The organism is Sphingomonas paeninsulae, from assembly GCF_003660165.1.
In the GTDB taxonomy this organism is placed as follows: Bacteria; Pseudomonadota; Alphaproteobacteria; order Sphingomonadales; family Sphingomonadaceae; genus Sphingomonas_O; species Sphingomonas_O paeninsulae.
The window spans coordinates 2,844,739-2,867,240 of sequence record NZ_CP032829.1 but is presented as its reverse complement, the minus strand read 5'-3'; the positions used below and the strand labels follow the sequence as shown (position 1 = coordinate 2,867,240).

At 58.3% G+C, this 22,502-nt stretch carries 18 protein-coding genes; 9 read left to right on the top strand and 9 right to left on the bottom strand.

The window, feature by feature from the left end; genetic code table 11:
* Positions 1 to 74 precede the first annotated feature (74 nt).
* From D3Y57_RS19625 to D3Y57_RS19610, 4 genes are all read left to right on the top strand, one after another.
* Positions 75 to 488: a hypothetical protein gene (locus tag D3Y57_RS19625; RefSeq protein WP_121155403.1), complete on the top strand. Its 414-nt coding sequence runs from the start codon at positions 75 to 77 to the stop codon at positions 486 to 488.
* Between the two features lie 176 nt (positions 489 to 664).
* Entirely contained in the window at positions 665 to 1,585 is a 921-nt protein-coding gene (locus tag D3Y57_RS19620; protein ID WP_121156238.1) for a M14 family metallopeptidase, read from the top strand.
* An 850-nt stretch (positions 1,586 to 2,435) separates the two neighbouring features.
* A complete protein-coding gene (locus tag D3Y57_RS19615) occupies positions 2,436 to 3,275 on the top strand; it encodes a hypothetical protein (RefSeq protein WP_121155401.1) in 840 nt (279 codons plus the stop codon).
* Between the two features lie 31 nt (positions 3,276 to 3,306).
* Positions 3,307 to 3,672 (top strand): lysozyme inhibitor LprI family protein, encoded by a 366-nt coding sequence (locus D3Y57_RS19610; RefSeq protein WP_121155399.1) that lies wholly within the window; start codon positions 3,307 to 3,309, stop codon positions 3,670 to 3,672.
* A gap of 40 nt (positions 3,673 to 3,712) precedes the next feature.
* Here D3Y57_RS19610 and D3Y57_RS19605 read toward each other — a convergent pair whose 3' ends face one another.
* On the bottom strand, positions 3,713 to 5,014 hold the full coding sequence (locus D3Y57_RS19605; protein ID WP_239025941.1) for an Hsp70 family protein: 1,302 nt from the start codon (positions 5,012 to 5,014) through the stop codon (positions 3,713 to 3,715).
* 157 nt (positions 5,015 to 5,171) lie between these two features.
* Positions 5,172 to 7,373 (bottom strand): TonB-dependent receptor, encoded by a 2,202-nt coding sequence (locus D3Y57_RS19600; RefSeq protein WP_121155395.1) that lies wholly within the window; start codon positions 7,371 to 7,373, stop codon positions 5,172 to 5,174.
* 325 nt (positions 7,374 to 7,698) lie between these two features.
* On the opposite strand from D3Y57_RS19600, the gene D3Y57_RS19595 reads away from it, so the two are divergent.
* The 3 genes from D3Y57_RS19595 (at position 7,699) to D3Y57_RS19585 (ending at position 13,307) form a co-directional block, all read left to right on the top strand.
* Positions 7,699 to 8,925 (top strand): alpha/beta hydrolase, encoded by a 1,227-nt coding sequence (locus D3Y57_RS19595; RefSeq protein WP_121156236.1) that lies wholly within the window; start codon positions 7,699 to 7,701, stop codon positions 8,923 to 8,925.
* Positions 8,926 to 9,010: 85 nt separating this feature from the next.
* Positions 9,011 to 10,459 (top strand): amidohydrolase, encoded by a 1,449-nt coding sequence (locus D3Y57_RS19590; protein WP_121156234.1) that lies wholly within the window; start codon positions 9,011 to 9,013, stop codon positions 10,457 to 10,459.
* Between the two features lie 496 nt (positions 10,460 to 10,955).
* Positions 10,956 to 13,307, top strand: coding sequence for a TonB-dependent receptor (locus tag D3Y57_RS19585; RefSeq protein WP_121155393.1), 2,352 nt, complete (start codon positions 10,956 to 10,958; stop codon positions 13,305 to 13,307).
* Positions 13,308 to 13,441: 134 nt separating this feature from the next.
* Here D3Y57_RS19585 and D3Y57_RS19580 read toward each other — a convergent pair whose 3' ends face one another.
* From D3Y57_RS19580 to D3Y57_RS19550, 7 genes are read right to left on the bottom strand one after another with little or no spacing between them, the layout of a single operon-like run.
* Complete coding sequence (locus tag D3Y57_RS19580) at positions 13,442 to 14,599, bottom strand: LLM class flavin-dependent oxidoreductase (protein ID WP_121155391.1); 1,158 nt, start codon at positions 14,597 to 14,599, stop codon at positions 13,442 to 13,444.
* Positions 14,600 to 14,613: 14 nt separating this feature from the next.
* A complete protein-coding gene (locus D3Y57_RS19575; protein ID WP_121155389.1) occupies positions 14,614 to 15,576 on the bottom strand; it encodes an LLM class flavin-dependent oxidoreductase in 963 nt (320 codons plus the stop codon).
* Positions 15,573 to 16,181 (bottom strand): nitroreductase family protein, encoded by a 609-nt coding sequence (locus D3Y57_RS19570; protein WP_121155387.1) that lies wholly within the window; start codon positions 16,179 to 16,181, stop codon positions 15,573 to 15,575. The genes D3Y57_RS19575 and D3Y57_RS19570 overlap by 4 nt, the downstream gene beginning before the upstream one ends.
* On the bottom strand, positions 16,181 to 17,026 hold the full coding sequence (locus D3Y57_RS19565; protein ID WP_121155385.1) for an ABC transporter ATP-binding protein: 846 nt from the start codon (positions 17,024 to 17,026) through the stop codon (positions 16,181 to 16,183). Before D3Y57_RS19565 ends, D3Y57_RS19570 begins: the two co-directional genes overlap by 1 nt.
* Positions 17,027 to 17,039: 13 nt before the next feature.
* Positions 17,040 to 17,819, bottom strand: a complete 780-nt coding sequence (locus D3Y57_RS19560; protein WP_239025940.1) for an ABC transporter permease — start codon at positions 17,817 to 17,819, stop codon at positions 17,040 to 17,042.
* Positions 17,816 to 18,610 (bottom strand): ABC transporter permease, encoded by a 795-nt coding sequence (locus D3Y57_RS19555; RefSeq protein ID WP_121155381.1) that lies wholly within the window; start codon positions 18,608 to 18,610, stop codon positions 17,816 to 17,818. Before D3Y57_RS19555 ends, D3Y57_RS19560 begins: the two co-directional genes overlap by 4 nt.
* Positions 18,610 to 19,746: an ABC transporter substrate-binding protein gene (locus D3Y57_RS19550; RefSeq protein ID WP_239025939.1), complete on the bottom strand. Its 1,137-nt coding sequence runs from the start codon at positions 19,744 to 19,746 to the stop codon at positions 18,610 to 18,612. The genes D3Y57_RS19555 and D3Y57_RS19550 overlap by 1 nt, the downstream gene beginning before the upstream one ends.
* Positions 19,747 to 20,170: 424 nt before the next feature.
* Between D3Y57_RS19550 and D3Y57_RS19545 the strand changes: the two genes are divergently transcribed.
* Positions 20,171 to 21,133 carry an ABC transporter substrate-binding protein gene (locus tag D3Y57_RS19545; protein WP_239025938.1) on the top strand — a complete coding sequence of 321 codons (963 nt, stop codon included), beginning with the start codon at positions 20,171 to 20,173 and terminating at the stop codon, positions 21,131 to 21,133.
* 79 nt (positions 21,134 to 21,212) lie between these two features.
* Entirely contained in the window at positions 21,213 to 22,373 is a 1,161-nt protein-coding gene (locus tag D3Y57_RS19540; protein WP_121155375.1) for a sigma-54 interaction domain-containing protein, read from the top strand.
* Positions 22,374 to 22,502 lie beyond the last annotated feature (129 nt).

Sequence of the window (22,502 nt, the reverse complement as noted above, 5' to 3'; positions counted from 1 at the left end):
TTAACGGCCCAGTCACCGCCCCCTAAGGATCCCCGTGCTAATAGCGCAGTGTCTTATTTAGAAAGGACATTGGCATGCCACGGCTCATTCCACTTTTCATGGCAAGCGTGATGCTGGCCGCGGCGGGCATGGCGCAGGCCGCGACCGACCGCAGCCCGGCAGCACAATTGGACCGCGTCACTGTCGGCCGTGTCGCCGGAAAGCCGGTCGACTGCCTCAATCTGCAAGATATCCGCTCGTCGCGAATTATCGACAATACCGCAATCATCTATGAGACGAACGGCGGCACGGTCTATGTGAACAAGCCCACCTCAGGCGCATCGTCTCTGCGCAGCGACCTCGTGCTTGTAACCGATACGCATTCGCCTCAGCTCTGCAGCGTCGATATCGTGCGGCTATATGACAGTGGAATCCGCATGCAGAGCGGTACGATCGGTCTCGGCCAGTTCATCCCCTACTCTCGCCCGGCGCGCGGTAGTGGCAACTGATTTTCGGGGAGAGGTCACAAGGACGGATGCTGGACTGTGCCTGGCTGTGGGCGCGTTGTAGAGACTTGTCAGGAGGCGGCTGTGACGCTTGGCTATTGCTTGGCGTTGCAAGCCAATGCGAAAGCTCCTTGAATCTGCGACGTCGCGAATTCCATCGTTTGTACAATGAGACTGAGATGACAGAGACCAGCATTTTTCCCGTAGGCATCCCCGGACAGCCATGGAGTGCACACGAACTGAGCCAATGGCGCGCGCGTCAGTCACGCCAGCGCCGCTACGACAAGGATGTCGTGCCGCGCATCGATATGCTGGCCGATCGGTATGAAAAAGTCGCCTACGGGCAGCTTGATTATGCCGGTGAGACTTACACGTTGTTTGGTTTGCGCGACCGCATAATCAATCCCGCGCTGCCGACCGCCTTAGTGACCGGCGGCGTGCATGGTTACGAGACGAGCGGCGTGATGGGCGTACTCGAATTCCTCGAGAGGCACGCCACGGCCTATTCCGGCAAGGTTAATCTGCTGGCGGTACCGTGCGTGAGTCCGTGGGGTTACGAGCGGATCAATCGCTGGAACTACAACGCCATCGACCCCAACCGTAATTTTCGCATCAACGGTCCGGCGCAGGAAGCTGTCGCCCTGATCGAGTTCGTCAGATCCGCCCAGAAGGAGTTCCTGCTGCACATCGATTTGCACGAAACGACCGATAGCGACGAGACGGAGTTCGGCCCGGCGCTCGCCGCACGAGACGGCAAGGCCTACGAATCGTGTGAGATTCCCGATGGCTTCTATCTGGTCGATGATAGCGAAAACCCGCAGCCTGCATTTCAGCAAGCGATTATCTCCGCAGTCGAACGAGTAACCCACATCGCCGCGCCGGACCCGCATGGGGAGATCATCGGTTCACCTGTCGTCGCGCATGGCGTGATCGAATATCGGCTAGCAGAGCTTGCGCTTTCCACATCGATCACGGGCGCACGCTACACGACGACCACCGAAGTTTATCCAGATAGCCCGCGCACGACCCCAGACGAATGCACCCGCGCACAGGTGACGGCGGTGTGCGCAGCGCTGAATTACGCTTTGGCGCATCCATGACGGCGGGTTTGGCGAAGACAGATAACCGGCGGGCGTCCGTTTCGCGACGTTTAACTCCATAAAGGTCGCGTCTGTAAGCCGCCGTTCATCCCAATAGGCTCAGTACGGCGTAGGTCGCCAGTGAGCGACCGGCGGTGAGACTGTGCGAGGAGTGAAGTTAGCGCTTTTGGACGCAGTAGTGCCGGACTAATTTGTGGAACATCCCCCTGCTAGTTACTCGGAGACTGTTATGCGTAACTTCGTAATTGCGGCAGCATTTATCCTAACGCCGGCGGTGTCCTCCGCCCAATCAGCAACCCAAACGACCGCAGGAGCCACCTCTGGTACCGGAGGCTCGAGCACTGCAACCAATCCACCGACCCGACCCAGCAGTGGCGGCGTTTATGGCCCGCCCGCGCCACCTTTGGTTGAGAATGGTTCGAGCACTGTCGCTTCAGGGGCCAGTTCCAAACCAACGGGAGCGGACGACAGCGCGTCGGCAACCAAGAAGCACAGGGGGCACCACAAGGGCTCATATGTTGGCATGGACTCGGGTGTCATGAGATAGCGAACGAAAACAGTGTTTGGCTCGAGGACAGTTCAAGGCGCGCCAGTTCTGGGCAACCACCGGTGTCAGTCAGACCACATTGGGCGATCCCATTTATGGATGGATAATGGAAGGCTGGGTATTGGTTGGTGTCTCGCCTCAGCACCCATCTACAATAATCATGAACAACGATCCAATAGGCATCAACAACATAGTAATAATAAGATTAACTATTTGTGTGATAGCGATCTTGGTTAGAGGCGTTGGACGAATTTGTTTTTGTCATAACTCACGCCTACCATTGAGATTGATATGGGGCACTCAATGATGATTTTACAAACGAAGATCAGCCGGACCAGTTCAGTTGCACTGTGTTTAACCATTATGGCGACACCTTACACCGCGAGCGCCGTGCCTGCGCCGATATTGTCGAAAACTGTCGTTGCCAACAGCAATGATCTTCAACGCGCGGTCTGGGCCTGCGAGGCGGGCACTCAGGCGCTTTCGCCAGTGAAGGGCGCACGGTTTTTCCCCGGTTTGCTCGATGCGACAACGCCGTCGAGTGCAACCGCACCACTGACCTTGACGGCGGGACGGCTTGAAGGGTTGGGTCAGATGTCGGGGAAAAAAGGATGGTCCAACATCCGCTTCGTGTGCACCCTGTCACCGACGCTCGATGAGGCAAAAACATTCACCTATAAAGTGCTGTCTCCCGTGAAGTTTAGCGACGCGATCCCGGCTTCACTGGCGACCGAAGTTCTGAACGATCAGAAAAGTTGGTATATCGAGGGCACAAATCCAGTCTCGCTAGTTCATGGGACCCCGCAGACCGATGACCGAGACTTTCTGGCGCGATGCGTTCCTAAATCGGGAGCAATCAAAGTTTATCTAACGAAAACCAGACCGGGATTTAAGGTGAACGATGCCGAAGTCGTCGGCGTGACGGCGGGTGGAAAATCCGGCCTTTATGTCGCACGCGGTGTAATGGACGATAATCAGGGGGCGGTCGTTCCGGTACTCGACATTGCTGTGGGCGATTTTCTGACTGCTGGGTCAGCGACGGCGACTGAGTTGCAGATCAATATCGGTGCTCAGGATGTCTATACGATTTCGCTAAAGGGCAGCGCAGAGCCAGGAACGACTTTTACGCAAAGCTGCAAATAAGAATTTCAGTAATGCATTAAGGGGAACAACCATGAAGATGGCGGTCGTTAAATTCGCTATTCCGCTCGCAATGGCTTTTTTCGCAGGGAGCGCCAGTGCCGCCAGCATCAATTGCAACGGGCAGACTGCTCCCGATTTCCGCATGATCTGCAACGATCCGCAGATCAGCCGTCGCGACGATCAGGCCGCGGCCTTGTTCAACCGGGCGATGCAGAACACCGACACTACCGGCCAGTCCGCTCTCCGCGCGCAGCGATTGGGGTTTCAGCGCCAGCGCGGCGCTTGCAATGCGAATCGGCGTTGCATGATTGCCGCCTATGACGATCAAATCGCGACGCTGAACAACATGTTACGTCGCCCGCGTCCAGCTATGAAGATGAACCGCCCGAATTACTAAAAAGACGGCTTCGCGCTCGGGACATGACTCCAAAGCGGAACTAGGCAGACCATTCTGCGAGGTCAGGTTGTTCCCCAATGAGCGCGAGGCCATGTGCAATCGACGTCAGCTCGCCGCCGGTTGCAATGCGCTCCGCGCCAAACCGGCGCTCGAAGATCGCACGGATTGAAGGGATCAACGACGAACCACCGGTCAGGAACACTCGATCGATCCGATCAGCCAGGGTGCCCGCTCGATCCAAGACTGCGTCCATTGTACCTTCGATGCGGCGTAGATCGTCGGAAATCCAGTTTTCAAACTCAGCGCGATGCACCTTGGCTACAATCTCTACACCGCCGCCGGTGAAGCGGAACTCAGCCTGCTCCTCGCTCGACAAGGCTCGTTTAAGTTGGCCTACAGCATTGTAGAGTGGAAAGCCTTGCTCGTGCTCGATCAGCGCGATCATGCGACCAATAGCCTCCGGGTCTGTTGAGTCCCTCTGGAGTTTGTTTAGCTCATTCAGCGTGCGGCGATTGCGCATCAGGGCAAGGCGCGACCAATCGGCGAAATCGACGAAATAAGCACCCGGGATCTGGAGCAGCTTGCCGAACGAGCGGTAGTTACTGCCCTTACCCAGAAGTGGCAGTACCAGCCGGTCGACAATGCGCTGATCGAACCGATCGCCGGCAATGCCGATGCCCGAGAACGCAAGAGGGAGGCAGCGGCGCCCAGAGCCCGGCTCTGCTACCCGGACGATGGAGAAATCCGTTGTACCGCCGCCGAAGTCCGCCACCAGGATCGTGGCTGGCTCGGTAAGGCGCGAGGCATAGCTATAGGCCGCACCCAGCGGCTCATAGACATAATGGAGTTCGACGCCGAAGTTTTCGAACATGAGGTCGTAGCGTCGGCGCGCCAACGCCGGATCGGGGCGTGATCCGGCGTATTCCACTGGACGACCGACGACCACGCGGCGCGGAAGCGTGTCAAGTTGTCCATCCGCATGCGCGACCAGTCGTTGCATGAAACGCTGCCCCAGTTCCTCAAAGCGGAAATTTTTACCGAAGATCTGGGCGCGTTCAAACAACGGGCTTGCGGCGACGCTCTTGAAGGATTGAACGAAACGGCTGTCGAGCGGCGATTGTAGAAATTCCGCGATAGCCCAGGGACCAGCTTCGTAAGCTATGCCCTGCCAGGCCTTTTCCTCTTCCCAGAAACACAATGCGGTGCGGAACACGGCACCGCTCGCATCCGCACCTGCGAACTCAGTCAGCCGTGAATTGCCGCTGCCATCCGCAATCGCGACGACTGTGTTCGTCGTGCCAAAGTCGAGTCCAAGTGCGTTCGTCGTCGCTTCGCCGTCCACGACATACCCCTGCCCTGATGATTGGAACCGCAGCTCGTTAGGGCCAGCGGGGTCGCGCCTATGGCACGCTCCGGTATAAGACAGCAAGAGTGTCAGCTCGAACATGATAAAAGGGGGCGGAAATCCCGCCCCCATGCGCGCAAACTACTTCTTTAGTTCAAAAGCTAGAGGTCAGATTAATGCCAATCGTCCGTGGTGGAACAGTGGTGACGACCTGCGTTCGACCGCCAAGAACAGTGCCCGAATAGGTTGTACCGACAGCGTTAAAGAGATTTCTAGCGAATAGATACGCTCCCCATGAACGGGTTTTCACACCGATCCTTGCATTCGAAACGAAATAATCCCCGAGCCGGAAATAGGACGTACTCCGATGAAAATCGCTATAGGAATCACCCACATAGTTGACGTCGCCATGAATGATCGCGGTTAGCCCGTCGATGAGCGGAAATTCATACTGACTTGCCACCGTAACCGTACCCTGTGGAATATTGGGAATTCGGTCGCCGGCCCTACCCGTCGCCGTACTGGCGACGGCACCCGTGGCAAGCTGGTCCTCCGTCAACTTCGCGGTCAGCGCAGTGAGCGACGCACTGACGGTCCAGCCATTGACCGGTTCGAAACCGAGTTCGGCCTCGACGCCCTGGATACGCGCCGCACCGGCATTGCCGAGATAGGCAAAAGTACCACTGTTCAGCGTGACCTGCATGTCCTTCCAGTCGGTGCGGAAAGCTGCCACGTTCAGGAGGATCCGGCCATCTAGATAGGTCGCCTTGAAGCCAGCCTCATATGTCCAAAGGCTGTCTGGCTGGTAGGGTAGCGCTTCGGCGAGTCCCAGCACTTGGTTGACGCCGCCCGGACGATATCCCGAGGCTGCTTGTGCATAGAGCAACAGATGCTCGCTGGCCTTCAGGCTCGCGTTGAACTTGTATAGCCAGCCATCGTTCTTGCTTCGAAATTCGGCATAGGGACGCACAAACGTCCCCAGCGGTGCGAAGCCGATAGTCGTGTCACCGCTGACCAGCTTGTCATAGGAATAATAGCGCAGTCCGCCCGTCAGGGTTAAGCGATCAAACATCCTATAAGATAGTTCGCCGAATGCGGCCTTCTGCTTCAGACTTTCACCGACATGACGTTGCAAAATGACATCGGGCGGATTGAGATCGCGGCCATCCGATCCTACAACATGCGCCTCGGACAGAACTTTGGACCGGCGATCCTCATAAAAGCCGCCGATCGTCCAGTGTAAGGGACCGGATCCGGCCGACTGAAGCCGAAGTTCGTTGGTCCAACTTTTCACCGATTGCGGCTGGTAATAGATGGCCGGAGCGTAGGCGGAAGCGCCTACAATCTGGAACAAATAACTCGGATCGCGGGTCATCAACACGTCGCGATCTTGATAAGACGTGGTCGCCGTCAGCGTGGCGAAACCGAGTTCCGCATTGGCCGTGAGATTGTACAGCCGGTTCTTGTCCTTAAACCACAGATAGGCCTGGTCCGCAGACTGGTATTTGCCGACGGAGGGCGACCAGGTTGGCGGACCGCCATTGTTGTTCTGGAAATAGGCGGCGGCGTCGATGGTCAGCTCGCTGATCGGTCGATAGCGGATCACGAGCCGTCCGCCCCAAGTGCTTTCCCCGTTGACGTTCTGCAACTTGAGGCGGGGGTTATCGATATAACCGTCGTCATAGCGCCGATAGACAACCAGGCGGGCTGCGAGCTTGTCATCCACGATGGGAACGTTGATCGCGGCATTTGCCTGATAGCCCTGCTCCCCATAGGCTTCGGTCGTGCCTGTGACATCGGCGCGTCCCTCGAAATGGTTGAGATCCGGCTTGTTAAAGATGATGCGGACGGCACCCGCCATGGCGCCTGCACCGTACAATGTGCCTTGCGGACCACGCAGTACTTCCACACGCGATACATCGAAGAAATCGAGATCGCTTTGCGAGCCGCCTGCGTCGGTTGTCGTTCCGGGTGGTGCGGTAAGGGAGGACTCGTCATAATAGACACCCACCTGTGCATCGCCCGCACTCCGCACACCGCGGAGTGACAGGCGGCGCTGACCCGCCCCTGCATTGGTTACGACAAGGCCCGGTACCAGCCTTTGCAGGTCGTCTGCGTTGACGATATTAGCATTTTTAAGTGCTTCCGTGCTGAGCGACGTGATCGCGGCCGGTGTCTGCTGCAGGCGCGTTTCGCGATGAAAGGCCGTGACGATGATATCTTGGCCGCTAGACTGATCGCCATTGTTGGCTGTGTCGTCGGACGTCGCGGCCGTTGCCTTACGATCCTGCGCGAGAAGGGTGGTTGGCCACGCCGCACTGCCAAGAAGCAGAAGTAAACTCGCGTATCTAAACATAATTTCCCCTTTGGAAAAGCCGGCCTTGGGCTGTGCCGGCGATGACTAATGGATCGGTAACTCCCCCGAGGCCCTTGCTCGGTGCACGGAATGTGCCAATCTGCTTCGCCTTCCTGTTCCAAGGCTCGCCGGTTTTTCGGAGAGCACGGATGTGGAATATTGAGCCTAGTTATGTTGTGATTTGTGCAGCGCGGCGCGGAACGCGGGCTTGAAGCCATCGGGGTGTCGCCTGTCCGCTTTTGGCCCGAAACTTGCTGAAATTTTTGCCGATAGATTAGCCGCGGCGAAGGCCGCTGCGCCATGCGCAGGCAAAAGGAAGTCAGGAATGAACAGGTTGCGTCGGATGATAATGACTATGGTGGCGGCTGTCACCGTGCTGCTCCTTCCTGGCTACGGGCAAGCCCAAACACGCATTCCGATTTCAGATGAAGCGCAGGGCGATCGAGTGCTCTCGCCATTTTATGTGTGGGAAGGGAATATTCCCGCTAGGCCCGGACAATTGTTGCGCAGTGAACCACTGCCCCGCGCCGCGTCCCTGTTAGCAGCACGGGAGAATATCCGGATTCTCTACAGCTCCACGGACGGCGTTGGCGGAAAGGTGCCTATCGTCGTATCGGGCGCGGTCTATATTCCCAAGGGCAAGCCGCCGGCAGGCGGGTGGCCGATCATTGCATGGGGGCACGGGACGTTAGGCATTGGCGATGGCTGCGCGCCGTCGTGGCAAGGACGCGCCTATCGCGACATCGCCTATCTTAGTCGCTGGCTCAACGAAGGCTTTGCGGTTGTCGCAACCGATTATCAGGGCCTTGGCGTGCCTGGGCCAAACCCGGCGCTCAACAATCGGTCAAACGCTTATACGCTGCTCGACAGTCTTCGCGCAGCCTTTAAGCTTAGCCCGTCCCTGTCGAACAGGGTTGTCCTTGTCGGCCAATCGCAGGGCGGAGCGGCCGTTATCGCGACCGCGGGCTACGGCCCCTCTTACGCGCCTGACATTCATATCCTTGGGGCAATCGCCACGGGGGCGATGTATACGCCGCCCTACCCTCTCAAGAGTGCACCCGTCGATCTGAACAAGGTCGAGGAAACTATCGCCTATCAATACTATTCGGTGCTCGCCGCACAACAAATCGATTCCTCTCTGCAAGCTTCGGAAATCTTCACCCCACGCGGCGAGGCACTCTTCGAACATGCCCGGAGCACTTGCGTCATCCCGCTGGAGGCGGACGTCGTTCTTGCGGGATTGACCCGCGCCAATGCTCTGAAACCCGGTGCGCAGGCGAGGCTGGCTTCCTGGTGGAGCGATTGGCAGCGTTTTCCCACGCTGAAGTTCGCGCAACCGGTGTTCGTCAGCATAGGCACTGACGATCCCGGTGCACCCGGCCAGCGAGCGCTGATCAAGGATGCCTGCGCCGCCGGAACGACGATCGAGGCGCATGTCTATCCTGGCCGCGACCATAGCGGCACCGTGAACCTGTCGCTTGACGATTCCGTACCGTTTGCAAGGCGTCTGATCGCCGGTGAACACATCGTGCCGCGCTGCGCAGTCGATTGATTCCGTGCGCGCTCGATTAATTCCGCTCGCCGTTTCCACGCCACCGCGCAGATTTTTCATCCGTTCAATAAAGGAAACAACATATATGCGATCCATTTTATGCACCGCCATGCTGCTGTCTGCTATGGCGATCACAGCGCCGCTTCACGCAGCGCCTTTATCAGATTCGGAAGCGAAAGCCCTTGAAGCGTCGGTCGATGCGCTCGGTCCAAAGCTGTCGACCGTCGCGCACGATATCTGGAGTTATGCGGAGGTCGGTTTCAAGGAAACGAAAAGCACCGCGGAGCTTCAGAAGGAATTACGCGATGCCGGCTTCCGTGTGGAAACCGGCATTTCGGGCATCCCGACAGCCTTTGTCGCAACCGCCGGCTCGGGAGGGCCCGTGATTGCACTGCTGGCCGAATATGATGCGCTGCCGGGCCTCTCGCAGGATGCGACACCCGACCAAAAATCGCTGGGCGGCATCGCCGGTCATGCCTGTGGGCATAATCTTCTCGGTGCCGCCTCGGTAACTGCCGCAATTGCTCTTAAACAATGGTTGGCGCTGAACGGAATCAAGGGCACGATCCGCGTCTATGGAAGTCCAGCGGAGGAAGGCGGTTTCTCAAAGGTCTATTTCGTCCGCAATGGGCTTTTACGCGATGTCGACGCTGTACTGAGCTGGCATCCCGGTGACAGCAATAATGCCGCACAGGCTCAACTCATGTCCGTAATTTCTGCCAAGTTCCGGTTCCACGGTATTGCATCACATGCGGCCGTGGCACCCGAGCGCGGACGTTCCGCGCTGGATGCGCTGGAGATTCATGACGTAGCCGTCAATTTCCTGCGCGAACACGTCCCCGAGGGTACGCGCATTCATTATACGATCACTGACGGCGGCGATCAGCCCAATATCGTACCGGCCCATGCGGAAAGTTTTTATTATATTCGGCATTACGACCCTTCCGTAGTGCAAGATGTCTGGGACCGCGTGCAGAAGGCGGCGCAGGGCGCGGCGCTCGCGACCGGGACGACGGTATCGGTCGAAGTAGTAGGCGGCAGTTATGGCGATTTGCCGAACGACGTGCTTGGACAAATCGTGGATGCCAATCTGCGTCGGGTCGGCGGCTACACCTACACACCGAAGGAGGCAGCATATGCCAAGGCAATTGCCGCCACTCTGCCCAATCGGACTGTGGCGTCAGATCCGACACAGATCGCGCCCTATGAGAAGGGACGCAAAGTGCCGGCATCGTCGGATGTCGGGGACATAAGCTGGACCGTGCCGACAAGCTCGCTCGGGACGGCGACCTGGGTATCGGGTACCAGTCCCCATAGCTGGCAGGCAGCCTCCGCAAGCGGCACAAGCATCGGCATCAAGGGTGCCATAATTGCCGCAAAGACGCTGGCGCTGACGGGAGCTGAGCTCTTCCGCAGCCCTGATCTGCTAAAAGCCGCCAAAGCCGAACTCGCTCAACGGCAGGGTCCGAACTTCGTCTATCGACCGCTGCTTGGCGATCGTAAGCCACCCCTCGACTATACGGAAAGGAAATAACAGAAGGCACGCCATAGTTACGGTTTAGAGCAGTATCCGATCCGTTTGCATCGGTTTAGCTGCTCTAGTCTTTTGATTTTACGCGTTTTCCGAGTTACCGGATGATTCCATCCGGTTCGAAAACACTCCAATAATCGGCAATCAACGCCCGGAATAAAGCTTACCGTGCGGTCACAACCGATCGAAATTGAATTTCATATTAATTTACCGGTTCATCGCAATTCGAAAGCCCGCCAATGACTGGCACACGCTTTATAACCCAGAAGTGATTCCGAGTTATTCGGTAAGCATCTCGGCCCTCTGTTGCAGATGCAACAGAGGGCCTGGATCGGTGCTGCATTCGCACCATGTTTGAACCGATAACCGGTTACAAAAATAACTTAATATATTCAGATTCCATAGGTTTTTTCTTAACTCCAATCGGTGGCACGCGGCTTGCTTATCTCCCGGATGAACACGGCGCTCTCCGCGCCCCGAAATCTTGGGGGATCCCTCTTTGTTACAATATCCGCGTCGTACTGCCGGCACACTCTCACTGGCCACCGTCATTGCGTTCGGCCTGCAATTTCCGTCAATCGCTTCCGCTGCACCGGCCTCAACGGCACCAGCGACAGCGCAACCAGGTGCCGATGCGCCATCCTCAGAAAGTTCAGCTTCCGATTCCAACGATATCGTCGTGACGGCAGGGCGACGCGCTGAACGGCTTCAGGATGTGCCTACAGCGGTGACAGCACTGACTGGAACCCTGTTCCGGGAGGGCGGCATCGGTCGCTCCGCCAACGAAGTGTTGAACCTGGTTCCCAACGCCTCCGCCGGCTCGCAACAACATGGTCGCCCACGCTGGTGGATCCGCGGTGTCGGTGCCGGGCAGCAGCAGCTCGACCTTGCAAACCCGGTCGGCTTCTATCTCGATGATGTTTATATCAGCAATGCCAGCGCAACCGGCCTGCCGCTGTTCGATATCGAGCGCGTGGAAGTCCTTCGTGGACCGCAGGGTACTTTGTGGGGAAAGAATACTACGGGCGGCGCGATCAACATCATTTCGAAAGCCCCGACTCTTACGCCGGGCGAGAATGAGAATTACGTCAGGCTCGACTACGGTAGCTATAACGAAAAAATCGCCGAAGCAGGTGTCGGCGCGGTGCTGGTGCCGGATGTTCTGGCGACCCGTATTTCCGTCCATCTCGATAATCGGGACGGCCGTTACACCAATCTCTTTACCGGAAATAACTCAAACGCCATCAAGGACAATGTCGTCCGCGCCCAGCTACTTTACAAGCCAACACCGGGAATTACGGCGCTACTTAGCGGGCACTACCGCGACTATAACACCGACGGTTCATATTGGACGACAGCAAGCTATGCCGCGAACGGTGTGGTTCGGAACGGATACGCGCCATCAACTGACAAGAATGCCGTCAGCATCAATGCTCCGGAATATACCCGCAACACCCAGTTCGGTGGCTCCCTTCACCTGACCGCCGATGTCGGCGCACTGTCGCTGACGTCCATCACCGGCTTTGAGAAGTTCAAGACACGCGGTGCGGGTGACACGGACTTCACGCCGCTCGAAATCTCACGCGGCTATACACAGGCGCGTAGCCAGCAGTGGACGCAGGAGTTCCGCCTCGCATCCCCGGAGGCAAATCGGCTGAACTGGATCCTCGGTGCCTATTATTTCAATGAGAAGATCGTCTCGAACGCCTATTCGGCAACATTGCCCGCCGGATCGGTACCTGCGCTGGCAGGCAGCACCGCACCGGCAGCGTATAGCCTCACCGCCTATAACCATCATGCGGAAAGCGGCGCAGCATTCGGCAGCGCAACCTTCAAACTCAACGATGCTATAAAGGTGACTGCTGGCGCACGCTGGACCCGCGAGACGAAGACGCTGGAATTCGATCGCAGCGCATCAGCGAATGCGGCTGCGACGTCGTGGAGCAATTATTCGCACTGGTGGGATTCGTACACCGGCACCTTTGGCGGGCCCGGCACATTCTCTAGCGATCTGAAAAAGACCTGGGATGCATTCACCTATGACGTGACGCCTTCGTGGAAGATCGCCCGCAATAATCTGGTCTATTTCAAATATTCGCATGGCGTGAAGTCGGGCGGTTTCAACACAGCGGCAACGCTGCCGGTTGCGCTGACAATCGTCGCGCCAGAGAAGCTCGATGCGTTTGAACTTGGCTACAAATCACAATGGTTCGACCAGCGCCTGACGTTCAACGCCACGGTGTTCCATTACCAGTATAACAACGTTCAGGTGAACGTCGTTGGACCGAACCCTGGTGCCGTTGGTGGTGCGACCGTTTCGTATCTCCAAAATGCGAACAAAGCCCATGTGAATGGTGCCGAGTTCGAGTTGCAGGCGCACCCGATCGAACCCTTGGTGTTGAGCGGAGCGGTTGGCATCTTGCGGACCAAATATGATAATCTGCAAGTTTTGAACGGGGGTGCAAATCTTTCGGGAGCGCAGTTCGTGCGTGCACCGAAACTCACTCTCAATGGGAGCGCGGCTTACACCGTCCCGTTGCGTTCGGTCGGAAGCGTCGAATTGGGGGCGGACGCACGCTACACTTCACTGCAGTTTTACTATGTGACACCACAGGACACGGTGAACCGCTCTTTGCTGACCCAGCGTGGCTATACGATCGCTAATGCCCACATCAGCTTTACGCCGTCGAGCCAACGGTTCACCGTGGCGGCCTTCGTCAACAATTTCCTTGATACGGCATATATTAACCATTCTCTGCCGCAGGCGAATGCAGCCGCCGGCATCACCGGCGATACTGTGGAATGGGGCGATCCCCGCACTTTTGGCGGATCGCTGATCGTCCGGTTTTAACGCTGCTCTTACACCGAGGCCTGCACAATGGCAGGCCTCGGTGTAAGGTGGGCCATAGCAATTTCGGGATTCAAGAAAGGGCGCCGGTGCATTGCATCGGCGCCCTTCGTATGACTTCGTGGAGTTTCCGCCCGCTATTCGGCCGCTTGCAATAACGCTTCGGCGCGGCGGCCAAGCAAAGGCAACACCTCCTCGCCTACGCGATACGCTTCTTCCAGATGCGGCGTCCCGGCAAGGATGAACGCATCGGCACCGCCAGCGATCAAATCATCGAGCCTCGCCGCGCATTGTTCATAGCTACCGACAATGCCGAGTGCTGGACCACCACGAAGAAGATTGAAGCCACCCCACAGATTCGGCCCGACAATGAGTTCGTCATAACGGCGCGCCTCACTGGGCTTGAGTGCTTGCTGGCGTGCTGCACCAACCGAATCCGTGGGCCCGCCGCGTCCTTGCTTACGGCGCTCCTCAGATACATTTTCAAAGCCTAAACGAATGTCACGCCAGGCTTCCTCTTCGGTTGCGCGCGCTACCAAATCGACGCGAACGGCACATTTCTGTTCGCCACCCAGCGCCGCAGTTCGTTCTTTCACCCGCGCAAACTTGTCGGCCAACTGGTCGAACGGTTCGAGCCATGAAAGATAATAATCCGCGTGCTTAGCGGCCGACTGGAGAGCGGCGTCGGACGACCCGGAGAACCAGATTTCGGGGACTTCTTCGGCGGCTAAAAGGGGCGACAGCCCGCCGTTCTCGACTTGGAAAAAGCGGCCATCGTAGGAAAAGCCCTCCCCTTTCCACACACCCTTGAAGACGTCGAGAAATTCCGTTGTGCGACCATAGCGATCATCGTGGCTGAATCCGTCGCCCCACCAAAGTTGGCCGGGACCACCGCCGCCGGTGATGATATTGAAAACCGTGCGCCCGCCCGTCGCCCGCTGTAAACTTGCCGCCATGCGCGCCGCATGAACCGGGTTTAGAAAGCCCGGCTGAAACGCGATCATGAAACGAAAGCTCTTGGTCTCGCGCGCCAGCAAGGGCGAGATGACCCAGGGATCGTCGGTATTAGGAAAAGACGGGATCAGCCCGCCAATAAAGCCCACGCTTTCGGCAGCCTTTGCGATCTCGGCCAGATGATCGATATAGCGGTAGCCGTCGTCGGCATCGTTCCGGTCAAGACCGGGCGCTATGTTATGCGCAGCCAGCGGGGACCAATCGCCCCGATCATAGGCACTTTGGCGAAGGCTCCCGTGGCAGCCGTGCGTGGGAAGTCGCCAGTAAAAGTCGATAGTCATAAAGGTACCTCGGTTCAGGAAGCGGCGCGGACGGTTTCCGTCAGCGCGCGAAAACGCGGAAGTACATGCTGGCCAATCACATAAGCCTCTTCGAGCGAAGACGGCGCGGTCAACACGAAATAAGCGAATCCCAATGCGGCAAGTTCGGACAACTGCGCCGCAACATCTGCGTAGTCGCCGACGATCGCGGAGGCAGGGAGACCGGCGCGCTGAGCATCATGTTGCGCTTCATCGGCGAATTCGCGAGCAAGAACGGGCTGAATCACGCCAAATGCGACTGATCGATCCTCCGCCCGACTGAGCAAGCTCAACTCTTCCGTAAGGCGGCGCAGGGTCGATAGAGGCGCAGCCGCGAAGAGATGAACGTCGGCTACGCGCGCCGACAACTTCAGTTCGTCATCGGTGTCGCCTTGAAGAAAAACGCGCGGAAAAGCGACCCCGTTCAGGGGAGCTTCGAAACCGCCGTCCTGCACTTCGAAATGCTGGCCCGTGTGAGAAAAAGGCCGCTCGGCGTGAACGCCACGCGCAACTTTCAGGAACTCCTCGGTTCGCTCGATAAGTTCCTCTGTCGGCACATGATCGCCGTCGCGGGCGCGGGTGGCCGCGTCGGCGGATGGCGCGATCGCCCACCCCAGTCGTTCGTGGGTCCCTCGCTGAAAGCTTACGGCTTGCTTAGCCGCGTAAACGGCAGAACCGACCCATGCCGGAAACTCTGGGATGAGCGCGAGGCGAGGCGCTTCACGCGCGATTGTCGCCGCGACGATCAAGCTATCGTCGGATTCCGGACGATATTGAACGAACAAACCGTCGAACGCAGTCTGCGAGGCGGCTTGGGCGATCTGCGCATAATAATCATGACGGTTCGACGCGTCGGTTCGAACGTCCCGAAACAACGTCGGTGCGTTTGGTCGTGCTCGAGCCTCCGATCGCGTGGCATCTGCGGCAACATCAATTTGCCAATAGGTCTGGATGGTCAAGCCGCGTTCTTTTCCTGATTAAAGGCGGGCAGGCCCAGTCCTCCGGCAAACACCGTTTCTTCGAGCGGGCGTCGACTGCTCGGAATCTCACCCGCGTGAAATTCTGCGTGAAGGGTATCGCGACCTGCCTGACGCCCCAGCGCAACCATCGCCTCGATCGCAAAGGAGTCGGGCACCTGAAGCCGATCACGGGCTGCGACCCGGTCGAACCCGCCAATACCGTGGGTATGCCAGCCCAACAAAAGCGCCTGATGCGCGAAATTGGTCCAGGCCGCTCCCGCATCAAAGCTATGCGAAACATTTGTCACCACCTCCCCTCGCCGCTCGACCTGAAGCTCAGAGAGGATCACGATCAGTGTGGATGCCCGGCTCGCCCAGAGCGCATTACGCGGCGCAAGCAGATCAACGAAGCGATCCCAGTGCTGATCGCCATGACGCGCAATCAGGAAACGCCACGGCTGAGCATTGGAAGCAGAGGGTGCCCACCGCGCCGCCTCGAATGCGCTCTGCAACACTGCGTCGGGCACAGGCTCACCGGTAAAGCTGCGCGGCGACCAACGATCTACGAACAACGGCTCGACGGGATAATCGGGTTGACGTGACATCAGCGTTGCCCCCTGGCAGGCAAACGCACGAGATTGGCGGGATCACTCGGCGTGGCGGTCAATTCGGCCAGGATTTCATCCTTCAAACGGTGAAGAAGCGGTGAGCCACGATCGCGTGGATGCGGCAGGTCGACATCGACGATACGGCGAATGCGTCCCGGATTTGGCGCCATTACGACCACGCGGTCGCCTAGATAGAGCGCTTCCTCCACATCATGCGTCACCATGATCATGGTGGAGCGTTCCGTCATCCAGATGCGCTGAAGCTCGTTCTGCACATGCACCCGCGTCAGCGCATCGAGAGCGCCCAGCGGCTCGTCCAGCAGCAACAACTTGGGTTCGGTAACCAGCGCTCGCGCGATTGCTGCACGCTGCGCCATTCCGCCGGATAGCTGATGCGGATAGGCCTGTTCGAAGCCCTGCAGATTCACGAGCGCGATATGATCGGCAACGATCTGGCTGCGGCGAGCCTTTGGCGTGTCGGTGTTGAGCAGCGCCAGTTCGATGTTCTGTTCCAGCGTCATCCACGGAAACAGGCGGTGATCCTGAAAAACGATGCCCCGGTCGAGGCTCGTAGTGGCAACCCGGTCGCCGTCCAGCCGGATTTCGCCGCTATAATCATCGTCTAAGCCTACGATGAGCCGCAACAATGTTGATTTGCCACAGCCAGAAGCACCGACGATGCTGACGAACTCGCCGGGCTTCACTGTCAGGTTGATGCCCTCGAGGACCGGGTGCGGCGCGCCGCCGATCGTGAAACTCTTATGAAGGTCACTGATCGACAGTGCCCCTTTGGCCGCCATGCCAATTTCCGCAATCGGCCGGGAGCGGGATTCGGGGATCATGAGCTTAGTCTCCTCACAGTGGAGCCGCCTGCCAACGCAACAGATGTCGGCGCAGTAGCAGGAACAGATGATTGATGGCGAAGCCGACAACGGCAGTGGCGATGATGGCGACGAGAATCACATCGAGGCGCTGCTGCGTCTGGGCGAGCTGCATCGTAACGCCTAGACCTCGACCGACGCCAAGCAATATCTCCGTCGCGATCGACGCGATCCACGCGAAGGCCAGTGCTTGCGTAAAGCCGGTGAGGATCAGCGACATTGCCGAGGGCAATAGAATGAGGCGAAAGCGCTGAACCGGCGTGAAGCCATAAATGCGCCCGACATCCAAGTATCGCGCCTCTGCATTTGCCACGCCGGCATAACTGTTGAGGAGAGTGGGGAAAAACGCCGAAATGCTGATGACGATCAGTTGCGACCCTTCGCCTGTACCGAACCACAGGCCGATGAGTGGCAACCAACCGATAAGCGGAACTTGCCGGATCGCATTCAGCAACGGACCAAGCACACGGTCCAACGGTGACCAGACGGCCATCACGACGCCGGTGGCAAAACCCAGCATTCCCCCGATCAACAGACCGGTAAGGCTGCGCGACACGGTCGCCAGCATATCCGAAATGAGCGAGCCATTCTCCACCAGTTCGATGAACGTCGAACCGATCGTTCCCAATGGCGCGAAAGCAAGTGCGCGGGCGTCGCCCGCAGTCGCCTGCGATTGCCACCAGATCAGGATCAAAGCTGGTGCGATCAAGCCGATCGCCAAGCGTAGCCAAGGGCGGGAAAGCACGGTGTTCATGCCGTCTTCCAACGTGTTGCACGTCGCTCGATCGCCCGCGCACCATAATCCAGTCCGAACCCAATTAAGCCGCTGACGACCACGCCGGCCAACACCACGTCGATACGAAAAAGCTGGCGGCCCATCTCCATCATTTGACCAATGCCACTATCCGCCGCGAGCAGTTCGGCGGCGATCAACACCACCCACGCACGCGTCAGCGCCACACGCAACCCGGTCAGGACGGCAGGCACCGTCGCTGGAACCAGAATACGCCAGACCAGATCGGGCAGTCGCGTGCGATAGACACGGGCGACATCGAACCACGCCTTTGGAACACTACGAACGCCATCAAATGTGGCCAGCGCCACCGGGAAGAAAGTCGCGAGCGCTACAACCGCCACCTTAAAGGGTTCGTCGATGCCGAGAAACATAACCAGCATCGGCACGAAAGCGATTACCGGAACCTGCCAGATCGCCAGGAAAAGCGGCCCGAAAATCGCCTCGGCAAACCGTGACAACGCAATCGTTGTGCCGAACGCGAGGCCAGCGAGCGCCCCGATGGAAAAACCCAGCGCGAGGCGAAACATGCTCTCACCGATGTGGCGCTCAAGCTCGCCCGTTGCGGCCAGCGCGACCAACGCACGCGCGACGTCACTTGGCGGAACGAGTACTTGCGGGGGAAACAAACCGCTTAGGCAGGCAGCCTGCCACAGTGCGATCAGCGCTAGCGGAGCGATGACGGACGAAAACGCCGAATGTCGCGCGCGCAAGTCACGCGAAGAATTGGCGGGGAACGCCGCGCTCGCCATCAGGGACGCGCTCCCGATGCTTTGTCGGTCTGGGCGGCAGGAAGCGTTCTCGTAGCATTCCAGAACCCCTCGAGATCCAGATTTTGCAGTGATTTGGTAACGAAGCGGTCGTCCAGAAGTGCAACCGTATCGACTTTGCTACGCACCAGTCCCCGAGCGAAGGTATATTCCGCAACCGAACGATAATGGTCCGTCACATCGGCTGCGAACAAAGGCGAGAACCGATCACGCCACGCGATACCGGAGCCGGCGTAATCCCTGGCAACGATCGCTTCCGGCATTGCACCCCGCGCCGCGTCATGAATCACGCTGGCTTGGTTCACCTCCTGCGCAGACCAGGCTGCGGCACGGACATAGGCATCAACAACGAGCTGAGTAAGGGCGGGATTTTCACCGGCGAAATCGCCCCGACCGAACAATTCCGCACGCATCTTCCAATCGGCGGGCGCCTCTTTGGTGGACCAGATTACATGCCCCATCCCCTTCTGCTCGAGCAGAAGACCATCCGAGAGCAGGAAAGTGGCGTCAACATTACCCGACGCAAGCGCCGCAGGCGTGGCGGCGGGATTGATGTTGACGATCGTGAAGTCGCTGAGCTTCAAACCGTTTGCTTCGACAAGCTTGGAAAACGGCAGTTCCCATGGTCGGCCGCGATGCAGCGCAATCCGCTTACCCTTCAGATCAACAATGCTTTTGGCAGCGAGGCCGTTGCGGACGACGAGATAGGAATTCTGACCTTCACCGATCGGAACCAACAGCTTGAGCGGCACGCCGCCCGAAACGGCGATGATCGCCGGAAAGTCGCCATAAGAGGCGAAATCGATGCGCTTACCGGAGAAAGCTTCGTTGATCATTGGGCCGCCGACCGCCGTCGGTACGGGTGTAAAGATGAGGTTTACGCCGCGTTTGGCAAGTTCGTTTTTCAGCCACCCCTGTTTGATTACGACCCCGGTAACGCCATTGAAGACCTGACCGCCTTCATAGGGATATGCGATACCGGCGATCGTTACCGTCTTTGGCGATCGATCGTCCTTGGCATCATGGCCGCGGAACTGAAATGCGATCAATCCGGCGATCAGCGCCAGAACGACAGCACCAATCGCCCATGATCCTCCGAATTTTGTCTTACTCGCCACACGAAACTCCTTGTTCGAGTGGCCCGATGCACTTCGCGTGCCAATCGGAAAGCCCACGGAACACACCATGGCAAATCGTTGATCCGTGCGCCGACTGCGCAATTCGGAGCAACGCGGCCACTGGTACTGCGCGGATTTCAGCGATTGAGAGTGGTGCACCACTGATCGTCCCGCCAGGACAGACAGGAGACGCTTTGGCACGCGCTTTGCTGATGGTCTTTGCTGATGCGCGCCAACCTTTTGTGCGTCTAATATTAAAGGCAGTGCTGAGAGCGCCGCTAAGAACGGGAGAGAAGGTCAGATGTCAGGACGTCGTTCGGCGTTGCCCCCTCAAGCTGGCTCCGGCGAAGCTGGCCCAGATTGTATTTGGATGACACGGTGCCCCGTTCCGGCAGCTTCAGGGGTTGCTTGGGCACTCGGCTGGATGGCCGAGGAATTCGGACGAGACGGATTGACGGTGAAACGCGTGCGAGAGGCAGGACTCAATCTCGTCGCGGCCGATCCCGATCTTCAGGCGCGCTATCTCTTCCGTGAAGGAGGCAATATTCAGGCTCTCGCCGCGCGCGCGCTGGGGGCACCAACACGGGTGATCGGTCTGACATGGATCGACGAGCGACAGACGATCATGGTTCGACCCGAGACGCGGGTGATGGAGCCCGCCGATCTAAAGGGGTTGCGGTTCGCACTTCCCGGCTTCGCCCGCTCGCATGGTGAAAGCATCGCGCGCGGCATGTCTCTGCATGGCATCAAGAGCGCGCTGGCTTTGGGCGGCCTCGACCTGGAGGATGTGCAACTGGTGGACGTACCCGCACCGCCGGTCGAACAATCTAGCTCAGCGGGTATGCGCCGTCTCTGGCTTGGACTGGAATGGCTGGCCGTTGGTCGTGTCGATGCCGTTTACGTCAAAGGTGCCGCAGCAGCCGAGACCGCTGCACGGCTGGGCTTATCGGTCGGCATCGATCTCGATGCCTATCCCAGCCGACTCGCGCGCGTGAATAATGGTACGCCACGCCCGATCACCGTGCATGAACATATGATCGAACATCATTTCGATCTGGTTGTCCGGTTTCTTGTGCAAAGCCTTCGCGCCGCCGATTGGGCATCGACGAATCTGGCGGAACTAAAGCCTATTCTGGCGCAGGAAACGCTGTCCGGCATCGCCGGCGTCGATGCGGCATATCGCAACGACTTCCATCGTTCGCTTCATCCAGACTTATCAGCAGATCGCGTGGAGATGCTGCGCAAGCAAGCTAACTTCCTATGGCATCATGGTTTTATCGAGACGGCGGTGGATATTGATCGCTGGGTCGATAACCGCCCGCTGCAGGCCGCACTTCGCCACCGCGCCAAGACTGGCCCAAACCCTTTGGCGACGCGTGAAAGCTAAGCTAGGGCGCACCCTCTATTTCCTAGCTAACCAGTAGGAATTTTGTTAGTTAGTCCTTCGGCTAGATCGGTAGGAACCCATGGTCGCAGTCCCGCACACAGATGTAACAAAGCGCGTCGAGATCGGCGTGACGGAAACCAAGCACCCGAGCGGACGCTCGTTGCTGGCGTTCGACTCCGAAAAACATCACTCGGTAAGCGTTCGGGCGCGCGCATTCATCTTTTCCGACCCGCGATCACGCGCGCTGGTACCCCTTATCGAAAAGACTGCACCCAGCGATGCCAATATTCTGGTGATTGGTGAGACTGGTACGGGTAAGGAACTCGTTGCGCGTTACGTCCATTCACTGAGCAACCGAGCAAAGGGTCCCTTTCTGGCGATTAATTGCGGCGCGTTCTCGGAAGCGCTGATCGAAGGCGAACTGTTCGGTTATGAAAAGGGTGCCTACACCGGCGCGCATACGGCTCGCGCCGGCTGGTTCGAGGCTGCAAGCGGCGGCACGTTGTTTCTCGATGAAATCGGCGATCTGCCTCTGTCGCTGCAGGTAAAGTTGCTTCGCGTGTTACAGGAGCGCGAGGTGGTGCGGCTCGGATCGCGCACGCCAATCCCACTCGACGTGCGCGTGATCGCGGCGACCAACGTCGATCTTCAACAGTCGGTCGCGGATGGTAACTTTCGCGCGGATCTTTTTTACCGCCTCCAGGTGGTGACGCTGCCGTTGCTGCCCCTGCGCGAGCGCCGCGCCGACATACTGCCGCTGGCACGGCATTTTCTTCAAATCTATGGCGACAAGATCCAGCCCCGCCGCCTCGATCTCAGCGCCGCTGCGGAGGAAACGCTTCATCATTATAGCTGGCCTGGCAATATTCGCGAGTTGGAGAATGCCATCTATCGTGCAACCCTGTTATGCCAGGAAGGGGTGATAGAGATCGAAGATCTCGCCTTGCCGACAGGTGGGCCAATGACCCCCTACCCATCCCCGTCATACGCCGGTCCATTACTCGCGGGCGAAATAGCGTTGCAGGCCAGTGGCACATCGATCGCGTTAGAAGACATCGTCCGCCCTTTGGTGACAAAGTTGCTCGATGGAAGTCATGAGGCGCTGCTCGACCGGCTCGTCAGCGCGGTGGTGACAGAGACGTTTCAACAATGCGGATCGAACCAGATCAAGACCGCCGCTGCGCTTGGCGTGACGCGCAACGTCGTGCGCACTCACCTGAAGAATTTTGGCCTGATCTGAGCGGATCGTCCACGCGGCGGTGAAAACTCACCACGGCTGCTGCTGAATATCGCGCAACTTTCCGCCTGCTGTTCCTCTGATTGTCTCGGTTCCCAGTTGCACGTCGATTGGCACGCCCCTTGCTCTCTT

Excerpts from the sequence above, each read along its gene's own strand:
- D3Y57_RS19625 (WP_121155403.1), top strand. The coding sequence starts at position 75 with ATGCCACGGCTCATTCCACTTTTCATGGCAAGCGTGATGCTGGCCGCG.
- D3Y57_RS19620 (WP_121156238.1), top strand. The coding sequence starts at position 665 with ATGACAGAGACCAGCATTTTTCCCGTAGGCATCCCCGGACAGCCATGG.
- D3Y57_RS19615 (WP_121155401.1), top strand. The coding sequence starts at position 2,436 with ATGATGATTTTACAAACGAAGATCAGCCGGACCAGTTCAGTTGCACTG.
- D3Y57_RS19610 (WP_121155399.1), top strand. The coding sequence starts at position 3,307 with ATGAAGATGGCGGTCGTTAAATTCGCTATTCCGCTCGCAATGGCTTTT.
- D3Y57_RS19600 (WP_121155395.1), bottom strand. The coding sequence starts at position 7,373 with ATGTTTAGATACGCGAGTTTACTTCTGCTTCTTGGCAGTGCGGCGTGG.
- D3Y57_RS19595 (WP_121156236.1), top strand. The coding sequence starts at position 7,699 with ATGAACAGGTTGCGTCGGATGATAATGACTATGGTGGCGGCTGTCACC.
- D3Y57_RS19590 (WP_121156234.1), top strand. The coding sequence starts at position 9,011 with ATGCGATCCATTTTATGCACCGCCATGCTGCTGTCTGCTATGGCGATC.
- D3Y57_RS19580 (WP_121155391.1), bottom strand. The coding sequence starts at position 14,599 with ATGACTATCGACTTTTACTGGCGACTTCCCACGCACGGCTGCCACGGG.
- D3Y57_RS19570 (WP_121155387.1), bottom strand. The coding sequence starts at position 16,181 with ATGTCACGTCAACCCGATTATCCCGTCGAGCCGTTGTTCGTAGATCGT.
- D3Y57_RS19565 (WP_121155385.1), bottom strand. The coding sequence starts at position 17,026 with ATGATCCCCGAATCCCGCTCCCGGCCGATTGCGGAAATTGGCATGGCG.
- D3Y57_RS19560 (WP_239025940.1), bottom strand. The coding sequence starts at position 17,819 with ATGAACACCGTGCTTTCCCGCCCTTGGCTACGCTTGGCGATCGGCTTG.
- D3Y57_RS19555 (WP_121155381.1), bottom strand. The coding sequence starts at position 18,610 with ATGGCGAGCGCGGCGTTCCCCGCCAATTCTTCGCGTGACTTGCGCGCG.
- D3Y57_RS19545 (WP_239025938.1), top strand. The coding sequence starts at position 20,171 with ATGGCCGAGGAATTCGGACGAGACGGATTGACGGTGAAACGCGTGCGA.
- D3Y57_RS19540 (WP_121155375.1), top strand. The coding sequence starts at position 21,213 with ATGGTCGCAGTCCCGCACACAGATGTAACAAAGCGCGTCGAGATCGGC.